Source organism: Nonomuraea thailandensis, assembly GCF_024172165.1.
Lineage (GTDB): Bacteria > Actinomycetota > Actinomycetes > Streptosporangiales > Streptosporangiaceae > Nonomuraea > Nonomuraea thailandensis.
On sequence record NZ_JAMZEB010000002.1, the window covers coordinates 4,028,136 to 4,046,364 of the forward strand.

General features: G+C 72.7%; 17 protein-coding genes. 7 read left to right on the forward strand and 10 right to left on the reverse strand.

Translation table 11 applies throughout. The features are described 5' to 3' along the window. Positions 1-89: 89 nt before the first annotated feature. Positions 90-752: a response regulator gene (locus HD597_RS22000; RefSeq protein WP_253744558.1), complete on the reverse strand. Its 663-nt coding sequence runs from the start codon at positions 750-752 to the stop codon at positions 90-92. Continuing rightward, positions 749-1,963, reverse strand: a complete 1,215-nt coding sequence (locus HD597_RS22005) for a sensor histidine kinase (RefSeq protein ID WP_253744559.1) — start codon at positions 1,961-1,963, stop codon at positions 749-751. The genes HD597_RS22000 and HD597_RS22005 overlap by 4 nt, the downstream gene beginning before the upstream one ends. Positions 1,964-2,069: 106 nt before the next feature. Here HD597_RS22005 and HD597_RS22010 point away from each other — a divergent pair, with 106 nt between their 5' ends. After that, a complete protein-coding gene (locus HD597_RS22010) occupies positions 2,070-2,657 on the forward strand; it encodes a GNAT family N-acetyltransferase (protein WP_253744560.1) in 588 nt (195 codons plus the stop codon). Positions 2,658-2,720: 63 nt separating this feature from the next. On the opposite strand, the gene HD597_RS22015 is transcribed toward HD597_RS22010, so the two are convergent. From HD597_RS22015 to HD597_RS22035, 5 genes are all read right to left on the reverse strand, one after another. Then, positions 2,721-3,182 carry a hypothetical protein gene (locus tag HD597_RS22015; RefSeq protein WP_253744561.1) on the reverse strand — a complete coding sequence of 154 codons (462 nt, stop codon included), beginning with the start codon at positions 3,180-3,182 and terminating at the stop codon, positions 2,721-2,723. 19 nt (positions 3,183-3,201) lie between these two features. After that, positions 3,202-3,354, reverse strand: coding sequence for a hypothetical protein (locus HD597_RS22020; RefSeq protein WP_253744562.1), 153 nt, complete (start codon positions 3,352-3,354; stop codon positions 3,202-3,204). A gap of 29 nt (positions 3,355-3,383) precedes the next feature. Continuing rightward, positions 3,384-4,733, reverse strand: coding sequence for a sensor histidine kinase (locus HD597_RS22025; RefSeq protein ID WP_253744563.1), 1,350 nt, complete (start codon positions 4,731-4,733; stop codon positions 3,384-3,386). A gap of 225 nt (positions 4,734-4,958) precedes the next feature. Beyond that, positions 4,959-6,182, reverse strand: coding sequence for a formaldehyde dehydrogenase, glutathione-independent (fdhA, locus tag HD597_RS22030; RefSeq protein WP_253744564.1), 1,224 nt, complete (start codon positions 6,180-6,182; stop codon positions 4,959-4,961). Between the two features lie 203 nt (positions 6,183-6,385). After that, complete coding sequence (locus HD597_RS22035; RefSeq protein ID WP_253744565.1) at positions 6,386-7,324, reverse strand: helix-turn-helix domain-containing protein; 939 nt, start codon at positions 7,322-7,324, stop codon at positions 6,386-6,388. A 216-nt stretch (positions 7,325-7,540) separates the two neighbouring features. Here HD597_RS22035 and HD597_RS22040 point away from each other — a divergent pair, with 216 nt between their 5' ends. The 4 genes from HD597_RS22040 (at position 7,541) to HD597_RS22055 (ending at position 13,407) form a co-directional block, all read left to right on the forward strand. Then, the gene (locus HD597_RS22040; protein ID WP_253744566.1) at positions 7,541-9,184 is read left to right on the forward strand and encodes a serine hydrolase; all 1,644 of its coding nucleotides are present in this window, start codon (positions 7,541-7,543) and stop codon (positions 9,182-9,184) included. A 46-nt stretch (positions 9,185-9,230) separates the two neighbouring features. Next, entirely contained in the window at positions 9,231-10,229 is a 999-nt protein-coding gene (locus HD597_RS22045; RefSeq protein ID WP_253744567.1) for a helix-turn-helix domain-containing protein, read from the forward strand. 93 nt (positions 10,230-10,322) lie between these two features. Continuing rightward, on the forward strand, positions 10,323-10,838 hold the full coding sequence (locus HD597_RS22050) for a pyridoxamine 5'-phosphate oxidase family protein (RefSeq protein ID WP_253744568.1): 516 nt from the start codon (positions 10,323-10,325) through the stop codon (positions 10,836-10,838). Between the two features lie 79 nt (positions 10,839-10,917). Further along, complete coding sequence (locus tag HD597_RS22055; protein WP_253744569.1) at positions 10,918-13,407, forward strand: excinuclease ABC subunit UvrA; 2,490 nt, start codon at positions 10,918-10,920, stop codon at positions 13,405-13,407. Positions 13,408-13,439: 32 nt separating this feature from the next. Here HD597_RS22055 and HD597_RS22060 read toward each other — a convergent pair whose 3' ends face one another. From HD597_RS22060 to HD597_RS22070, 3 genes are all read right to left on the reverse strand, one after another. Then, positions 13,440-14,654 (reverse strand): MFS transporter, encoded by a 1,215-nt coding sequence (locus HD597_RS22060; protein WP_253744570.1) that lies wholly within the window; start codon positions 14,652-14,654, stop codon positions 13,440-13,442. A gap of 97 nt (positions 14,655-14,751) precedes the next feature. Beyond that, positions 14,752-15,375, reverse strand: a complete 624-nt coding sequence (locus HD597_RS22065; protein WP_253744571.1) for a response regulator — start codon at positions 15,373-15,375, stop codon at positions 14,752-14,754. Continuing rightward, positions 15,372-16,625, reverse strand: a complete 1,254-nt coding sequence (locus HD597_RS22070; RefSeq protein ID WP_253744572.1) for a sensor histidine kinase — start codon at positions 16,623-16,625, stop codon at positions 15,372-15,374. The genes HD597_RS22065 and HD597_RS22070 overlap by 4 nt, the downstream gene beginning before the upstream one ends. Before the next feature lie 205 nt (positions 16,626-16,830). Here HD597_RS22070 and HD597_RS22075 point away from each other — a divergent pair, with 205 nt between their 5' ends. After that, positions 16,831-17,418 (forward strand): GlcG/HbpS family heme-binding protein, encoded by a 588-nt coding sequence (locus HD597_RS22075; RefSeq protein ID WP_253744573.1) that lies wholly within the window; start codon positions 16,831-16,833, stop codon positions 17,416-17,418. Positions 17,419-17,629: 211 nt separating this feature from the next. Then, positions 17,630-18,223, forward strand: a complete 594-nt coding sequence (locus HD597_RS22080) for an ankyrin repeat domain-containing protein (RefSeq protein WP_253744574.1) — start codon at positions 17,630-17,632, stop codon at positions 18,221-18,223. Positions 18,224-18,229 lie beyond the last annotated feature (6 nt).

Genomic DNA, 18,229 nt, shown 5'->3' on the forward strand with positions numbered 1-18,229 from the left:
ACCTAGGGAGGGCGATCAGCGCCCGGCATCACCCCGGGGAGTGAGCCGTGACCACCCCTTGGGGTGGCCTCGCCCTTGGGGTGGCCTCGTCAACCGGGCAGGTCGTTGCGGCCGACGAGCCCGTTCTCGTACGCGTGGATCACCGCGTGCACACGATCCCGCAGGCCGAGCTTCTGCAGCACGGCCCGGACGTGCGTCTTGACGGTGTTCTCGCTCAGCACCAGCTCCGCGCGGATCTCGCCGTTGGACCTGCCGCGGGCGAGCAGCCCGTAGACCTCGGCCTCGCGCGGGGTCAGGCCGTCCAGCGCCGCAGCCCGCCGCGCCGGCACCCGGCGGACGAGATCGAGGATCGTCGCGGCCACCCCCGGGGCCAGGGCCGCCGTCCCGGAGGCGACGTCGCACACGGCCTGGGCCAGGGCGGCGGGCCGGACGTCCTTGGTCAGGTAGCCGCTCGCGCCGGCCCGGACGGCCGCCACGACCAGCTCGTCGTCGTCGAAGGTGGTCAGCATGAGCACCCGGGTGGCGGGCGCGATCCTGACGATCTCCGTCGTGGCGGCGACGCCGTCCACGCGCGGCATGCGGACGTCCATCAGCACCACGTCCAGCCGGTGCCGCCGGACGACCTCGATCGCCTCGCCGCCGTCGGCGACGTCGTGGGTGACCTCGATGCGCTCGTCGGCCGACAGCACCGTGCGGAGAGAGGTCCGCAGCAGCGCCTGGTCGTCGACGAGCATGACGCGGATCCCGCTCATGCCCCCTCCTTCGTGGGCAGCCGCGCCCGCAGCACCCACCCGTCGTCCCCGTCGTCGACCGACAGTGTGCCGCCGGCGTTGTGCACGCGTTCCCTGATGCCCATCAGCCCGGTTCCCGGTCCGCCGCCGCCGCGGCGGGTCCTGCCGCCGTCGTCGCGCACCTCCACCGTCACCTCGGCCGGGCTCCAGTGCAGGCGGACGGCCACCTCGACGGGGGGTTCGAGGTGGCGCAGCGCGTTGGTGACGCCCTCCTGCACGGTGCGGACCACCGCGACCTCGGCGCTCAGGCTCAGGGGCCGCCGCTCCCCCGTCTCCGCGTACGTCACGGCGTGCAGCGGGCTCGCCGCCGAGGCCATGAGGGCGGGGATGGCGTCGATCGAGATCGGGACCTCCCGGGGCCGGGGATCGCCGCCCGGCTCCGTCCCGCCCGGCTCCGTCGCGCCCGCCTCCGGCCCGCCCGGGGCGGCCCGGCCCAGGGTGGACAGCATCGCCCGCAGGCCCTGGTGGGCGTCCCTGCCGGTCTCGGCGATGTCACCGAGCTCGCGGCGCGTCGCCGGGTCCGTCGTCGTCACCGCCGCGGCCTCGATCCGCGCGACCATCACGGTGACCGTGTGGGCGATCACGTCGTGCAGGTCGCGCCGGATGCCGGCCCGCTCGCCGGCCACCGCCGCCGCCAGGCGTTCCCGTTCGGCGCGCAGGCCCGCCTCGCGCCTGCGGCGCGCCGCCAGCGCCGCCAGCCACCCGCTGACGACGACGAGCATCAGCAGCCCGCCCTCGGCCGGCCGGGTCCATCCCGGCACGCCGGGGAGCGACCTGGCCCACGTCACCAGCTCGGTGAAGACGATCCCCGTCACGGCGACGGCCAGCGCCGCCACCGCCGACCTGACCGGCACCAGGGTGGTCAGCCGCCACAACACGAGCGGGAAACACGCGGCCGAGGGCAGCACGCTGGGCGACCAGCCCGGAAACGGCGTCACCGCCAGGACCAGCATCGCCACCGCTGCGCACCCGTACCCCGCCCAGGGCCGCCGCCCGGCCAGCGACGCCCCCACGTGGAGCAGGCCCGCGGCGGCCGCGGCGAGGAGGATCTGCCACAGGCCCCCGCCGAGGTGCAGGACGCCCACCAGGGTGATCACCGTCAGCGGGGCCAGCACCACGTGCGCCACCGGCGTCGCCACCGCCCACATGCTCCGGCGCTCGGCGGCTGTCACGGTCGTCGCCTCCAGGCAGGCTCACGGTCAGGGAGCCGTGCCCCGGCTCGAGGTGCCCCAGGATAGCCAGCGGTGAGCCGCTCCCGTGTTCTATGATCATGCGCCTATGAGCCCTTCGCGCACTTTGTCCGCCACGGAAGTCCGCTCGGAACGGCTGCTGCTGCGCAGGGCGCACGCCGCCGACCGGGAAGCGATCGTCGAGCTCATGACCGACCCCGAGGTGCAGGCCCACCTCGGCGGCCCCCGGCCGCGCGGCGACGTGGAGAAGCAGTTCGACACGGTCATGGCCACCGGCGCCCCCAGGCCCGGCAACTTCGTCATCGCGGACGGCGCGACGGACCGCCTGCTCGGGACGTTGATGCTCGGCCGCCGGGCCAGGGACCTGCCCGGGCACGTCACCGAGGACGGCGAGGAGCTGGAGCTGGGTTACGTGCTGCGGCGCGGCGCCTGGGGCGCGGGGTACGCCTTCGAGGCCGCGACGGCCGCGTTGCGCGCCGCGGCCGGCGAGCTCCCCGACCAGCCGGTCGTGCTCGTGACCCAGACCGCGAACGAACGGTCCCTGGCGCTCGCGGCCCGCCTCGGCTTCCGCCCCGTCGGCACGTTCGAGGAGTGGGGCGCCGAGCAGACCCTCTGCGCCGCCGACCTTTCGGCGTTCCGCCTCCAGCACGCTGAGTGGCGCCGAACACCTCGTTGAGCAGCCTCCGCTGGGCGAGCCGGAACGCCGCCGCGATGGACAGGTCGGCGTCGTCCACGCAGGTCAGCGCTCGTCCAGCTGCCCGGCCAGCTGCTCCAGGCCGCCCCTGATGAGCCGTCCGTACTCGTCGTCGCCGAGCGCGCCGATCGTGGCCCGCGCCTGCCGCAGGTGCTCGCGGGCGCGGCCGAGATCGCCCAGCTTGCGGTAGCACTCGCTCAGGTTGAGGTGCAGCGACGGGTAGAGGCCGGCCACGGAGAGCGGCACCCCTGCCTGGGCCACCTGCTCGTCGGTGACCAGGTCGACGGCGGCCAGCGCCCGCAGGTCCCACTTCAGCTCCTCGTGCGGGTCGTCCTGAACGTCGGCCATCGAGTGGGCCAGGACGCACACGTGCAGCGGATCGCCTTGCTCGCCGCCGATGTCATCCCAGACCTGGGCGAACAGCTCGCGGGCGGCGTCCCGCCGGCCTTGCTGGTGGTGCAGCGCCACTCCTTGGCCGATGCGGGCCATCGTCGGGTCGGTGGTCATGAGCGGCTCCTTCGCCTGATCAGTGCCGGACCGTGCGGGTGAGGCGGCGCAGGGCGTCGCGGGCGGGCGCGCCGGCGGGGGCGGGCCGGCGCGGCGCCGTCGGGTCGGGGTGCCGGTCGCGCAGCGGCTCCCGCGCGGCCTGCGCGCTGATCCCGATCACGGTGTGCGTCATGCGGAGCAACACTAGCCGGACGGGGCAGGTCAGTGACCCCCGCTGACGAGCGGCAGCCACAGGACGAACCTGGCCCCGCGCGGCGAGTCCTCGGCCGTGAGGGTGCCGTGGTGGGTGTGCGCGATGTCGCGGGAGATGGCCAGGCCGAGCCCGCTGCCGCCGGGGTCGCGGCGGCGGCCCTCGTCGAGGCGGACGAACCGTTCGAAGACGCGTTCCCGGTGGGCGGGCGGGATGCCGGGCCCGTCGTCGGTCACGGTGACCGCGACGCCGTCGTCGGCCGGTTCGACGCCGACCTCGACGGAGGATTCGGCGTGCCGCTGGGCGTTGGTCAGCAGGTTGTCGAGCACGCGGATCAGCTGCATGCGCGAGCCGCGGATCTCCAGCCCCCTCGGGGCGTGGACGCGGATCGGCACGGGGCCCGGCTGCTCGCTGGCCTCGGCGGCGACGAGCTCGCCGAGATCGATGCGTTCGGGAGGCGAGGGGTCGGCGGCGCGGAGGCGGGCGAGCAGCAGCAGGTCGTTGACGATCGCCTCCAGCCAGCCGGCCGTGGCCAGCGCGCTGCACAGCGTCTCGCGGGGATCGACGTCCTCGGGGTAGAGCAGCGCCTCCTCCAGTTGCGTGCGCAGCCCGGCGATCGGGGTGCGCAGCTCGTGGCTGGTGGTGGAGGCGAACTGGCGCAACTGCTCCACCGCGCCCTCCAGCCGGCTCAGCGTGTGGTTGGCGGTGGTGGCCAGCCGGGTGATCTCGTCGCGGCCCGGCGGCACCGGCACGCGCATGCTCAGGTCGCTCACCGTGATCTGCGAGATCCTCGCCCTGATCGCCTCGACGGGCCGCAGCGCCCGCCCCACCAGCACCCACGCGGTCCAGGCCGCCAGGCCGGTGAACAGGGCGGTCCCGGCCACGACGGCGTACTCCAGCTCGTGCGTGGCCAGCAGGTCCGGCTCCGGAATGCCGGCGTACACGACGGGCGCGTCCGGTGCCGGGGACAGGCGGATGGCCTGCAGCAGGATGCACCTGCCCTGCGGCGGGCACTCGGTGCGCGGCTGGAAACGAGCGTCCGGCGGCGGCCGCAGCCTGCTGAGCGGCACGGTCGGCGAGGCCTCCCGGCTGGCCTTGACCACCCGGTTACGGGCGTCCACGACCTGGATGAGATCGACGGGCGGGTTGGCCGGGATCGGATGCGGCACGTATCCGTCGCGGGCGATCGGGCTCCACTGGCTCGCCACCCGTTCGGCCTGGCGGAAGGCGTCGGACTGCACCCGCCAGCGGATGGCGAGGTCCACGGTCGCGCCGAGCACCACCAGCACGCACATCGCGAACAGGGCCGCGATCAGCGTGCATCGGGCCCGGACCGAACCCGGGCGGGCGAGGGTCGGCATGTCACCTCCGTACGGCCACGAACACCTCCGGTCACATCGCAGTCACGCGCTGCGACATAACCGGGCCGTCCCGGGAGGCAGGCGAAGGGCCGCATCCGGCCGGAGCATGACGAAGCGGAGGCCGGGCACGCCGGCGGCCGTGCGCGCGACGCGGTCACGGCCGCCGGCACCGGAGCCGGCGCTGGTCCCGTTCACCCGGCCCGTTCGCCCTGCCCGATCCATCGGTCAGGACATTCGGGACAGCAGGCCGTGCGGGTCGAGCACGTACTTGCGCGCCGCGCCCTGGTCGAACTCGTGGTATCCCCGCGGCGCGTCCTCAAGGGAGATCGGCGTGGCGTTGACGGCCTTGGCGATCTGCACCCGGTCGTGCAGGATCGCCTGCATGAGCTGGCGGTTGTAGCGCATGACGGGGCACTGGCCCGTCGCGAAGCCGTGCGACTTCGCCCAGCCCAGCCCGATGCGGATGGACAGCGAGCCCTGCTTGGCGGCCTCGTCGGAGGCTCCCGGGTCGCCTGTCACGTACAGGCCGGGGATGCCGATCGCGCCGCCCGCCCTGGTGACGTCCATGAGCGCGTTGAGCACCGTGGCGGGGCGCTCCACGTCCGCCTCGCTGCCGTGCCCGCGGGCCTCGAAGCCGACCGCGTCCACGGCGCAGTCGACCTCCGGCTCGCCGAGGATCTGCTCGATCTGGTCCCTCGGCTCGCCGAGGGCCACGTTGACGGTCTCGCAGCCGAAGCTGCGCGCCTGCTCCAGGCGCTCCTTGTTGAGGTCGGCGACGATGACGACGGCCGCCCCCAGCAGGAACGCCGAGGCCGCCGCGGCGAGCCCCACGGGGCCTGCGCCGGCGATGTAGACCGTCGATCCCGGCCCGACGCCCGCGGTCACGCAGCCGTGGAAGCCGGTGGGGAAGATGTCGGCGAGCATGGCCAGGTCGAGGATCTTCTCCATCGCCCGGTCCTTGTCGCGGAACTTCAGCAAATTCCAGTCGGCGTACGGCACGAGCACGTACTCGGCCTGCCCGCCGACCCAGCCGCCCATGTCGACGTAGCCGTACGCCGAGCCGGGCCGGTCCGGGTTGACGTTCTCGCAGATCCCGGTCTTGCCCTCCTTGCAGTTGCGGCATCGGCCGCAGGCGATGTTGAACGGCACGGACACCAGGTCGCCGGTCTTGACGAACTCCACGCCGGGGCCGGTCTCGACGACCTCGCCGGTGATCTCGTGGCCGAGGACGAGCCCCGGGGGCGCCGTGGTCCGGCCGCGGACCATGTGCTGGTCGCTGCCGCAGATGTTGGTCGCGACCGTCTTGAGTATCGCGGCGTGCGGCAGTTCGCGCCCGACGTTGGCCGGGTTCACCCCGGGGCCGTCCTTGAGCTCGAACCCGGGGTAGTCGATCTCGTGAACCTCTACCTTGCCCGGGCCTTCGTACACGACTCCCTTGTTGCCAGGCATGTGGTGATCTCCCTCGATCGGAAGTGATGGACGTACGGTGCGCTGCACAGGCTCGGAGATCACCTCCCTTCCGGAGGGGCGGAGGACACCGGCAAGCGTTTTGTCCCCAATATTCGAATATATCCCGAGAGCTCGCCCTAAATCCGATTTGTTGATTTTTCACTGTTTTGCCCGCAGCGCCCGGGCGGGCGGACACCAGGCCGTCAGGCCCGCGCCGGGCGCGGACCGGCGGCCAGCGCGGCACGCTGAGCCGCGCTCAGCCGGTCCGGCCGCGGGACGACGGCGAACGCGCCGGGCCCCGCCCGCTCCACCATGAGCGGATCGGCCAGGATCGCCCGGCGGCCGATCGCCTCCAGGGCGCCGGCCGCCCGCCGGACCGGCCACTCCAGCGCCGCGGCGAGCGCGTCCACGGTGAGCGGCCGGGCGGCGTGCACCAGCGCGGCCACCACGGTCAGCGCGTCACGGACGACGGCGTCGGTGAGGTCGCTGCCGTTCATCTGGTCGCTGATCCAGGAGAAGAAACCGGCCATCCGCTCCAGCCGGGCGCCGGCGGGCGTGCCTGCGCCGAAGAGCTCGATCCCGCGCCGCGCGGCCGCCGCGACCTCGGCGTGCGCCCCGGTGTCGGCCTTGAACGCCCGGAGCCAGACGTCGTCGTCGATGACGTACCGCTCGCGGCGGCCCGACTCCTGCGTGCGCCTGACCAGCTCGATCTCCTCCAGGTAGCCGATGGCCTTGGACACCGACGCCGGGCTGACCTGGAGCCCGCGTACGAGCTCGGCCGACGTCAGGCTCCCCGGCCCGGAGGCCAGCAGGCAGACGAACACCCGGGCGGGCATCCGCGGCAGCCCGACCCCGGCCAGCAGCGCGGCGAACTGCTCCACGAACCCGCGCAGCGACTCCTGCCGCCCGCCCACCGGCGGCTCCACGGCCTGCGCCGGCCTGCGGCGGCGGGCACGCCGCCCGGCGGCCTGCTGGGCACGGTCGGCCAGATAGCCGCCGTGCGCGCCGTTGCGCGCCACCTCGCGGCTGATCGTGGAGGTGGGCCTGCCCAGCCGCCTGGCGATCTCGGCGTATCCCAGCCCTTCGGCCAGCCAGCCGGCGATCCGCCGGCGATCCTCGTGCGTCAGCCTGCCTCCGGGCATCGCATCGCCTCCTGTCGGTTCACGGGTGCGTTCACCCACAGTACATTGCAACGATCCGTCGACATGAATTGCCTTTCACGACAATGCTGTTGCAACGATTTGCTGACAAAATCCCAGGTGAACAGCGATATTGAAGGGATCTATCGTTGACGATATCTGAAACGCAACGTAGCCTTTTCCCGCCCGGAAAGAATCCGCCGAACAAGGAAATCCCTCATGGACGTGACCCGGACGCGAGCACGCGTCTCCGAACTGCTCGCGGAATACCGCATCCCCAGCGCCGCGATCGGCGTCCTCGCCAACGGAGAGATCACCGACTTCGCCGCCGGCGTCCGCGACACCACCACCCGCCGGCCCGCGACCCCCGACACCGTCTACCAGTGCGGCTCCGTCTCCAAGACCTGGACCGCCCTGGCCTTCATGCAGCTCGTCGACGAGGGCAAGGCAGCCCTCGACGAGCCGGTGCGCGCCTACCTGCCCGGCTTCCGCGTCGCCGACCCCGGCGTCAGCGCCACGGTCACCCCCCGCCACCTCCTCAACCACACCAGCGGCATCGAGGAGGACTACGCGGACCCGGGCGAGGACGACGACGTGTACGAGCGCATGGTCGCCAACATCGCCGGCGCCCGCCAGGTCCACCCTCTGGGCCACACCCACGGCTACAGCGCCGCCCTCGGCTACGCGATCCTCGCCCGCATCATGGAGGTGATCGACGGCGCGCGGTGGGACGACATCATGAAGACCCGCCTGTTCGACCCCCTCGGCCTCACCTCGACGACCACCCGGCACGACCACGCCGACCACAGCCGGACCGCGACCGGATACCTCGTCCGCTCCCTCGCCGAAGGCCCCGTCGAGTCACCCCTGGCCCACCTGCCACGCGCCTTCGGCCCCGGCGGCACCATCAACACCACCGCCCGCGACCTGCTCACCATGGCGCACGTCCTCCTCAACGAGGGAACGGCGCCGAACGGCACCAGGATCGTCTCCCCCGCCATCATCCGCGAGATGACGCAGTCGCGCGTCCCCGTCCCCGACCCGTACCTGTTCGGACCGGAATGGGCGCTGGGTCTCATCGTGTGCGACTGGCACGGCCACACCGTCTACGCCCACGACGGCAGCGCGGTCAGCCAGAGCGCCCGCCTGCGGATCCTGCCCGAAGCGGGCATCGCCATCGCGATGCTCGCCAACGCCGGCCCCCGCGACACCTTCTACCGCAAGGTGTTCAACCACATCCTGACCGACCTCGGCGCCGTCACCATCCCCGCCCTGCCCGAGCCCGACCCCGCCCTGACCCTCGACCTGTCCCGCTACGAAGGCTCCTACGAGCGCCCCGGCACCCGCTACGACGTGGCCGCCGAGAACGGCGAGCTCCACCTGAGGTTCACCCTCAACCCCATGGAGGCGCAGCTCCTCGGCAAACCCCCGCACCTCGACTACAAGCTGCTCCCCATCAGCGACACCCACTTCCTGATGCCCTCCGACGATCCGCTCGAAGACCCCCAGACCGTCGCGATCTACGGCTTCGAGAACGGCTCCGCCCAGTATTTGCACACCAATTGCCGAGTCCATCCGAGAACCGAACAGAAGGGCGCCACCGTGCACGTCATGGCCATTTCCACGATCTCCGACCACGAAGGCTTCTGGGACGCGCTGAAACAGGCCTACGGCCGGCTCCCCAGCGGCGCCAGCTGGACACTCGCCGTAGCCGGTACCGACGGCGCCAAGGCCGTGAACGTCATCGTCCACGACTCGGTCGACACCGTCAGGGCCTTCTTCGACCACCACACCGCCCCCTTCGCCACCACGGAATACTTCGAGGCCGACGCCGCCAACGCCGTCGGCCTCCCCATGGCCTGAACAACCCGCTTGCGTCTCAAGCGGCTTGAGGTACCACAGTGGCCTCATGACCGACCACGACCTGTACGCCATCGGCGACGCCGCCCGCCGCAGCGGCCTGAGCGTCAGCGCCGTCCGCTTCTACGCCGACACCGGCCTCATCCCGCCCACGAGCCTCAACGAGGCCGGCCACCGCATGTACGACATCCAGGCCATCGCCCGGCTCGAACTCGTCCGTACCCTGCGCGAGCTCGACACCGACCTGGAGGAGATCCGCCGCCTGCTCGACGGCGGCACCACCCTGCACGACCTGCTCACCACCCACCTGCGGATCGTCGAACGCCAGGGACGCACCCTGAGCGCCAGGCGGGCCGTGCTCAGAACCCTCATCAAACAGGGCGGCACGACCGCGCAGGCCGGCCTGATGCACAAACTCGTCTCGATGACCGACGAGGAACGCGAACAGACCATCGACGACTTCTGGAACGACGTCGGCCGGGACCTCGACGTCCCAGAAGGCTTCGTCGACCGCCTGCGGGCCATGCGCCCCGTCCTGCCCCCGGACCCCACGGCCGCCCAGCTCGAAGCCTGGATCGAGCTGGCCGACCTGGTGACCGGCCCGGCCTTCCGCGACGCCGTCCGCGCCTATCTGCGGGACACCTACTCCGCACCTGAGGCCCGCACCCTGGCCACCGAGCCGTTCCAGCACTTCGTGCACGTCAGCGGAGCCCCGCTCATGGCAGAGCTCCTCGCCGCCCACCGCGCCGGGCAGTCCCCCCGCTCCCCCCGGGCCCAGGAGGCCGTCACCCGCTTCATGCGGGCGGCCGCCGCGCTGTCCGGCACACCGCTCACCCCCGAGCTCCGCAACCGGATGGCCGACGGATACCGGCAGATCCCCGGCATCCTCCGCCGGCTCGCCGAAGAGGAGGCCACCTCCGGACGCCCCCTCTACGACGCCACCCACGGCCGCTACCTGTCCCTGGTGGCCCTCATCAACGGAACCCCCACCGACGAGGACCACGACTCCCTCCCCTACACCTGGATCGCCGAGGCCATGCGCGACTGAAAAAAACATGACACAAGACGTCGGGTTTTCCAGCGATCGTGGATCCACCGGGTCAGCACCGAAACGGGTGCGGACCACGACAGAAGGACCTCCATGCGCGAAACGCCCGACGAGCTCAAGGAGCTTCAGGCTCTCCTCGAAGCCTCCCTCTCCCGCTCCACCTCACACCTGCGCTCGATCGTCACCGGCAACACCGTGACCGCCGAGCGGCTCACCCGGATCCTGACCGGCATGCGCACCCTCGCCCTGTCCACCGTGACGGCGAAGGGCGAGCCGCGGATCAGCGGCGTGGACGGGCACTTCCTGCACGGCAAATGGCACTTCGGCACAGCACGCGGCGCCGCCAAGGCCCGCCACCTCGCCGCCCGCCCCGCCGTCAGCGCCGCCCACCTGCGCGGCGAGGACCTGGGCGTGTTCACCCACGGCACCGTGGAGATCCTCAACCCGCCGCACGGCGAGCCGGCCCCGGACTGGCCGTACCTGCTCGCCTACTTCAAGGACTTCTACGGCGACGACCTCTTCGACTGGGACAACGAGGTGGTCTACTACCGGCTGCACCCCCACTGGATGACCGCCTACGCCCCCGACCTCGAAAAACTCACCGCGTAGTGACGTGATCGACGTGCCCGGCATGGGCGGGCCGCCTGCCCGCCCATGCTCCGCCGTGCCGAGAAGGAATGGACCAAGATTGACCGCGTTCGTACGAGACGTCACCGCCATGGGGTGCGAGACCATCGAAGTGGTGGGGGCCCGCACCAACAACCTGCGCGACGTGTCCGTCAGCATCCCCAAAGGGTGGCTCACCGCCTTCACCGGAGTGAGCGGCAGCGGCAAGACCTCGCTGGCCATCGACACCCTGCACAACGAGGCCCAACTGCGCTACCTCGAAGGCCTCTCGCCGTTCGTCCGGCAGTACATCACCCAGCGCAACCGGCCGAAGGTCGACCGCATCCTGGGACTCGGCGCCACACTCGCGGTCGACCAACGCCGCCTCAACCGCAACCCCCGCTCCACCGTCGCGACGATCACCGGCATCGACGGGCACCTGGGCCTGCTGTACTCGCGCCTCCCGGCCATCGGCGCCGACCCGGCCGCGAACAACCTGACCACCGCCCATTTCGACCGCAACACACCCGAAGGAAGCTGTACGGACTGCCACGGCGTCGGCGGGCGCTGGCAGGCGCAGGAAGACCTGATCATCACCCACCCCGAGCTCCCGCTCTTCGAAGGAGCCTCACCCTGGTACGCCAAATGGCGCTCAGGAGAGCACGCCTTCATCCCGGCGCTCGCCGGCAAACGCGGCGTGGACCTCACCCGGCCATGGCAGAGCCTGCCGGAGGAATTCCGCCACTGCGTGCTGCACGGCACCGGCGAGGAGAAGGTCGAGGCGACCGTCGACATGTCCAGCAAGAAGGAGACGGTCTCGGTCACCTACACCTCCAGCCAGCCGCTACGAGGCGCCCTCGCCGAGGTGGAACGGGTGTTCCTCAACGCCCGGACCGCCACCGCCAAGCAGCGCTACCTGCCGTACATGCGCAAGCGGCCATGCGCCACCTGCGGCGGCAGCGGATACGACCACGCGGCCCGATCCGTGCGGCTCGCCGGGCTGACCTACCCCGACCTCCTCGACGTGGACGTACGAGAGGTACGCGACTGGGCGACCCGCGTGACGCGCGACCTGCACACCCGGCAACGCGAGGTCGGCGAGCCGCTCCTGCAGGACCTCGGCCGCAGGCTCGGCATCCTCGACCGGCTCGGCCTGGCCCACCTCCAGCTGTCCCGGAGCGCGGCGACGCTGTCCGGAGGCGAGCTGCAACGAACCCGCCTCGCCGCGCAACTCAGCACCGAACTGAGCGGAATCGTCTTCGTCCTCGACGAACCCGGCACCGGCCTGCACCCGGCGGACAAGGCCCACCTGCTCGGCATCGCCCTGGAGCTCCGCGAGGCCGGCAACACGGTGCTCCTCGTCGAGCACGACCCCGAACTCATCGCCCGAGCCGACTGGGTGATCGACCTGGGACCCGGCGCGGGCCGCCTCGGCGGCGAAGTCCTGGTGTCCGGCCCTCCCGCCGACGCCGCCGCCCACCCTGCCTCCCTGACCGGACGCTACCTGGCCGGCCGGGGACCACGGCTGCGCCGGCCCCACCGTCCGATCGGGCAGGACACCGGCTGGGTGGAGCTGCACGGCCTGCGCGCGCACAACGTGACCGCGGACCTGGTCCGCTTCCCCACCGGCCGGCTCACCTGCCTCACCGGCGTGAGCGGCAGCGGCAAGAGCAGCCTGCTCGGCGCACTCGCGACAAGCGTGCAAGCCGCCCTGAACGCGACCAGCACCGACGCCGTGCGGCACGTGAGCGGCCTGGAGGGATTCGACTGGGTCGCCGTCGTCGACCAGGAACCGCTCGGGCGGACACCGCGCTCCAACCCGGCCACCTACAGCAAGGCCTTCGACATCATCCGCAAGCTGTTCGCCGAGACCGGCCTGGCGCGCGGGCGCGGCGTCAACGCCTCCTGGTTCAGCTTCAACACCGCGGGCGGTGGCCGCTGCGAAACCTGCACCGGCTACGGCCGCAAGCTGGTCGACATGCACTTCCTGCCGGACGTGTGGGTGGTCTGCGACGCCTGCGAGGGCCGGCGCTACCGGCCGGAGGCCCTGGAGATCACCTATCAGGGGCTGGCCATCGACCAGGTGCTGGAGCTGACCGTGGCCGAGGCCGTGGAACGGTTCGCCCGGCCCCGGCAACTCGCGGAAACACTCGCGGCCCTGAACCACGTCGGGCTCGGCTACCTCCAGCTCGGGCAGAGCGCCACGGAGCTGTCCGGCGGCGAGGCGCAGCGGCTCAAACTGGCGTCCGCGATCCAGCGCGGCGCCACGGGCCGCAAGGCGGGCCTGGTCGTGCTCGACGAGCCCGTCTCGGGCCTGCACCCGTCCGACGTCCAGCGGGTGGTGGACGCGCTCGACATGTTGCTGGACTCGGGCAACACCGTCGTCGTCGCCGAGCACGACATCCCCGTCGCCGCGTCCGCGGACTGGGTGATCGACCTGGGTCCCGGAGCGGGCCCGGACGGAGGCGCGGTGATCGCGGAGGGCACCCCGGACACCGTCGCGACCGCGGGCACCCCCACAGCCGGGTTCTTCCGCCGGTACGCGGCGGGCCTGCCGCTCCTGGACGTGTGAGCCCTCCGCGCCCTCCCCCTTGACGATGCAGATCAGTCGTCGTGGGCGATGTGCATGAGCTGCCGCCACAGCAGCACCACGAACACCGCCGAACCCGCGAAGGCGAACCAGAAGGGAGCCGCCACACCGAACCGGGTGGCCAGGACACCGCCGATCACCGAGCCGACCACCAGACCGGCGTACACGCAGATGGTGTTGACGCTGCCCACCCGGCCCTGCAGCTCGCGCGGCACCGCCCGCTGGCGGACGGTCACCGAGGTCGTCCCCCAGATGAACGCGTGCGCGCCGAACACCAGGAAGATCCCCCCGGCCACCCACGGCGAACGGGTCAGGGCCAGCCCCAGATGGGTGAGCGTCTCGATGACGAGCCCGATCCGCATCAGGGCTCCCAGGCTCACCCTGCGGGTGATGGCCCCGTACAGGCCGGTGCCGATCAGGCCGCCGATCCCGCCGAGGGTGGTCATCAGGCCGAAGCCGATGGCGCCGAGGCCGAGCTGTTCCTGGGTGTAGAGGACGAGAACCGACCAGGCCGCGCCGAACGTGAAGTTGAAGATCAGGATGGTGAGCGCCAGCGTGCGGACCGCCGCGTGCCGGACGGTCCAGGTGAACCCGGCGACGAGCTCCCGGACGGTGTCGGGCGCGGGATCGCCGGCCTGCCGGCCGTGCGGCGGCAGCGTGATGCGGGAGACCAGGACCATCCCCGCCACCACCAGGAGCAGCTGGCTCGCGAACGGCCAGGTCAGGCCCAGGCCGAACAGCGCCGCGCCGATCGGCGGCCCGGCGAGCTGGTTGAGCGTGATGAAGCCCGTGCCCAGGCGGGCGTTGGCGATGACGAGATCGTCCTTGCTCACCATCATGGGAGTCAGCGTGGCCGTGGCGTTGTCGGCGAACACCTCGGCGATCGACCGGAGCGTGAGCGCCACCAGCGCCGTCGCCACGGTCACGGTGCCGGTCACCATGAGCGCGACGAGCGCCGCCAGCACCACCGCGCGCACCGCGTTCGCGACGAGCACGATGCCGCGCCGGTCGTAGCGGTCCGACAACACGCCCGCGTACAGGCCGAACACCAGCGGGGGCGCCCAGCTCACCAGGGCCGCCAGCGAGATCAGCAGCGGGTCGCGGGTCAACGTCGCGATCAGCAGCGGGCCCGCCGCGGCCGCGACCCCGTCACCGAGATTCGTCAGCCAGCTCGACGCCAGCAACCACCGGAATCCTGCCCCCAGCCGGGCAGGGAGAACGCGCTCCACGACTGTAATCACGAGCGCAAGACCATATGTTTTCGCGATGTTGCGGGGCAACGCGTTTTTCGCCCCGCCCGCCCACCGCTTCTCCCTGCCGTCCGGGTCAGGGGAGCCTGATCAGGCGCCGCTCCACGGCGGCGGTGACGGCGGCGGTACGCGTGTCCACGCCGAGCTTGCCGTAGATGTGCACCAGGTGGGTCTTGACCGTCGCCTCGGTGATGAACAGCCGCCTGGCGATCTCGCGGTTGCCCGCGCCGCTCGCCAGCAGCTCCAGGATCTCCACCTCCCGTACGCTCAGCGCCGGGCCGGGGTCGCGCAGCCGCCGCATCATCCGCGCCGCCACCTTGGCCGACAGCACGCTCTCGCCCCTGGCCGCGGCCCGGACGCCCTGGAACAGCTCCTCCGGCGGGCACACCTTGAGCAGGTACCCGGTGGCGCCCGCGGCCACGGCGCGCATGACGTCCGCGTCGGTCTCGTACGTCGTCAGGACCAGGACCTGCGGCGGCGAGGGCAGCGCCCGGATCCGCCGGGTGGCCTCGACCCCGTCGACGCCGTCGCCGAGCTGCAGGTCCATGAGCACGACGTCGGGCCGGCGCTCGGCGATCCCGCTCAGCGCCTCGTCGGCGCCGGACGCCTCGCCGACGACCTCGATGTCGTCCTCGCCGCCGAGCAGCGCCACCAGGCCCGCCCGGACGACCGGATGGTCGTCCACCAGGAACAGCCTCACCGCGCCCCCTCCTCCAGCGGGCGCACGGGCATCCCGGCCGCCTCCGCCTCGGGCGGGCGCACGGGCACTCCGGCCGCCCCCTCCTCCGGCAGGCGCACGGGGACCTTGGCCGCGACCGCCGTGCCCTCGCCCGGCGCGCATTCCACGATCAGGACGCCGCGCACCTCGTCCAGCCGGTCGCGCATCGCGCGCAGGCCGTATCCGCGCCCGGGAGCGGGGGCCGGCTCGGCGAACCCCGTCCCGTCGTCGAAGACGTCCAGCGTGACCTCGCCGTCCAGGTAGGACAGGGTCACCGTGGCGCTCGCGGCGCCCGCGTGGTCGCGGACGTTGGCCAGCGCGCCCTGCGCCACGCGCAGCAGCGCCGTCTGCACTTCGGGCTCCAGCGGGTACTGCTCGCCCTCCAGCCTCAGCCGCACGCGCGGCCCGCCGCCGTCACCGCTGCCGTCGCCGTCGCTGCTCGCGCACAGGCGGGCGAGCGCCTCCGGCAGCGTGCCGCCGTCCAGGCCCGGCGGCCGGAGGTCGCGGACGAACCGGCGGGCCTCGTCGAGGTTCTCCGCGGCGGCCGTGGCGGCCCGCCGTACGTGGGCGCGGGCGAGCCCCGGGTCGGTGGCCCAGACGCGGTCGGCGGCCTGCAGCAGGATGCCCATGCTGGTCAGCCCCTGCGCGAGCGTGTCGTGGATCTCCCGGGCCAGCCGCTCGCGCTCCTCCAGCACGCCGGTGCGGTGCCGCGAGGCGGCCAGCGTCTCCCGGGCGGCGATCAGGTCGTCGATGAGCAGCTGGCGGGCGGCGCTCTCGCGCTGGAGCTCCCAGAACGTCACCGCCGTCATGGCGGCGATCCCGATGGGCGCGAGGATCAGGCTCGGGTCGATCTCCTGGGCGATCTTGGTCTGGGCCACGATCACCACCAGGGTGAGCGCCGCCGCGGCCACCGCGAACGCGCGCGCGTTCAGCAACCTCAGGCACAGGAAGAGCAGCGGCACCGCGCACCAGCTGAACGACGGCGCGAGCACCACCAGCCCCAGCCAGAGCGCCGCCACGCAGCCGAGCCAGACCAGCCTCCCGCGCCCGAGCCGGCTCCACGACACCATGCCCGCCAGGTACGCCAGGGCGAGGACCGCGCAGACGACCAGCGCCGTCACGGTCTGCGCGACCATGCCGTGCCGGGACACCAGCCTCCAGGCCGAGGCGGCCAGCAGCAGGTAGAAGCCCGCATGCATGGCCCAGTTGAGCCAGACGCGCTCCCTCATCATCCTCCCCGTCCGTTCTGCCCCGACCTTATGCAGTGCCGGTGACCGGCCGGACCGGGACGGCGGCACATCAACCGATCGGTTGATCGGCGGCTCAACCCCTTGACGCCGCCGGGTCGCCCGTGCTCCCGATGCCGCGCGGCGTTGCCACTGAAAGGCTTTGACCTGCTCGAACACCTCTCGTGAAACCTGACGAACGGAAGAGACGATGACCGGTTCCCGCCGCATCCGCCTGATCGCCGCCGGCCCGCTCGCGGGCCTCGCCCTCCTGGGCGCGGCTCTCGGCCCCGCCGCCGCCGAGGCGTCCGCACCCGTCGCGCGCACCGCCGCCGAGGCGGCCCCCGCCGCGTCCGTACGGGACTCGCGCGCCGCCCAGCCGGTCGTCCGGACCGACGTGCTGTCGGCGAGCGCCGCCCTGGAGATCGCCGAGGCGGCGATGCAGGAGGCCGCCAGGCAGAAGCAGCGCGTCACCGTCGTGATCGTCGACCGTTCGGGCGCGACCCGGCTGGTGGTCAAGGGCGACGGCGCCGGCCCGCAGACCGAGGAGTCGGCCAGGCGCAAGGCGTTCACGGCCGTCTCCTTCGGCCGGGCGACCAGCGAGCTCGCCAAGGGCCTGAACGGGGGCGGCCCGACCATCGCCGACATCCCCGGTACGCTCTTCCTCGGCGGCGGAGTTCCCGTCGCCTCCGGGGGCGCGCCCGTGGCGGGCATCGGCGTCGGCGGGGCGCCGAGCGGCGACATCGACGAGGCCATCGCCCGCGCCGGTCTCAAGGCGGTCGCGGACCGGCTGCGATGAGAGGCTCGCCGGAGCCGGAGCCGGAGATGCGTTCGGGTTCGGGTTCGGGTTCGGGTTCGCGTTCGGGTTCGGAGGAGCGGCGTTGAGGGCGGCGGGGCAGGGCAGGCCGGGGCGCAGGCTCGTCCTTACCTCCTTGCTCGGCCCGGTGCTCGGATCGGTGCTCGGATCGGTGCTCGCCGCATGCGGCCGCCGCGAGGCGGAAGGAGAAGCTGTGCTGAACGAGGAACTGCTGGCAGCCGCGGCACGAGGGGATGCCGCCGCCGTCCGGGACGCGCTGCAGTCCGGGGCGGAGATCGAGGCCCGCGACGCCCAGCGCCGCACGGCGCTCCTGCTCGCCGCCGCGGCCGACCACGTCGAGGCGGCCGGGGTGCTGGTGGAGGCCGGCGCCGACCCCGACGCGCAGGACGCCCGCCAGGACACGCCCTGGCTGGTCACCGGTGTCACCGGCAGCGTCGCCATGCTGCGCGTGCTCCTGCCGGCCGGGCCCGACCTGACCGTGCGCAACCGCTACGGAGGCGTCTCCCTCATCCCGGCCTGCGAGCGGGGGCACGTCGAGTACGTCCGCGAGGTGCTGAAGACCGGGATCGACGTGAACCACGTCAACGACCTCGGCTGGACCGGCCTGCTGGAGGCCGTCATCCTCGGCGACGGCGGCGGGCCGCACCAGGAGATCGTGCGCCTGCTGATCGCCGCGGGCGCCGAGGTGAACCTCGCCGACCGCGACGGGGTGACGCCGCTCGCCCACGCGCTCGCCAAGGGCCAGACCGAGGTGGCCGCGCTGCTGCGCGCCGCCGGAGGCCGCTGACCTCCG

Bases quoted from the DNA above. Each gene is read 5' to 3' on its own strand.
- HD597_RS22000 (WP_253744558.1), bottom strand. From the start codon at position 752: ATGAGCGGGATCCGCGTCATGCTCGTCGACGACCAGGCGCTGCTGCGG.
- HD597_RS22010 (WP_253744560.1), top strand. From the start codon at position 2,070: ATGAGCCCTTCGCGCACTTTGTCCGCCACGGAAGTCCGCTCGGAACGG.
- HD597_RS22015 (WP_253744561.1), bottom strand. From the start codon at position 3,182: ATGACCACCGACCCGACGATGGCCCGCATCGGCCAAGGAGTGGCGCTG.
- HD597_RS22020 (WP_253744562.1), bottom strand. From the start codon at position 3,354: ATGACGCACACCGTGATCGGGATCAGCGCGCAGGCCGCGCGGGAGCCG.
- HD597_RS22025 (WP_253744563.1), bottom strand. From the start codon at position 4,733: ATGCCGACCCTCGCCCGCCCGGGTTCGGTCCGGGCCCGATGCACGCTG.
- fdhA (WP_253744564.1), bottom strand. From the start codon at position 6,182: ATGCCTGGCAACAAGGGAGTCGTGTACGAAGGCCCGGGCAAGGTAGAG.
- HD597_RS22035 (WP_253744565.1), bottom strand. From the start codon at position 7,324: ATGCCCGGAGGCAGGCTGACGCACGAGGATCGCCGGCGGATCGCCGGC.
- HD597_RS22040 (WP_253744566.1), top strand. From the start codon at position 7,541: ATGGACGTGACCCGGACGCGAGCACGCGTCTCCGAACTGCTCGCGGAA.
- HD597_RS22045 (WP_253744567.1), top strand. From the start codon at position 9,231: ATGACCGACCACGACCTGTACGCCATCGGCGACGCCGCCCGCCGCAGC.
- HD597_RS22050 (WP_253744568.1), top strand. From the start codon at position 10,323: ATGCGCGAAACGCCCGACGAGCTCAAGGAGCTTCAGGCTCTCCTCGAA.
- HD597_RS22070 (WP_253744572.1), bottom strand. From the start codon at position 16,625: ATGATGAGGGAGCGCGTCTGGCTCAACTGGGCCATGCATGCGGGCTTC.
- HD597_RS22075 (WP_253744573.1), top strand. From the start codon at position 16,831: ATGACCGGTTCCCGCCGCATCCGCCTGATCGCCGCCGGCCCGCTCGCG.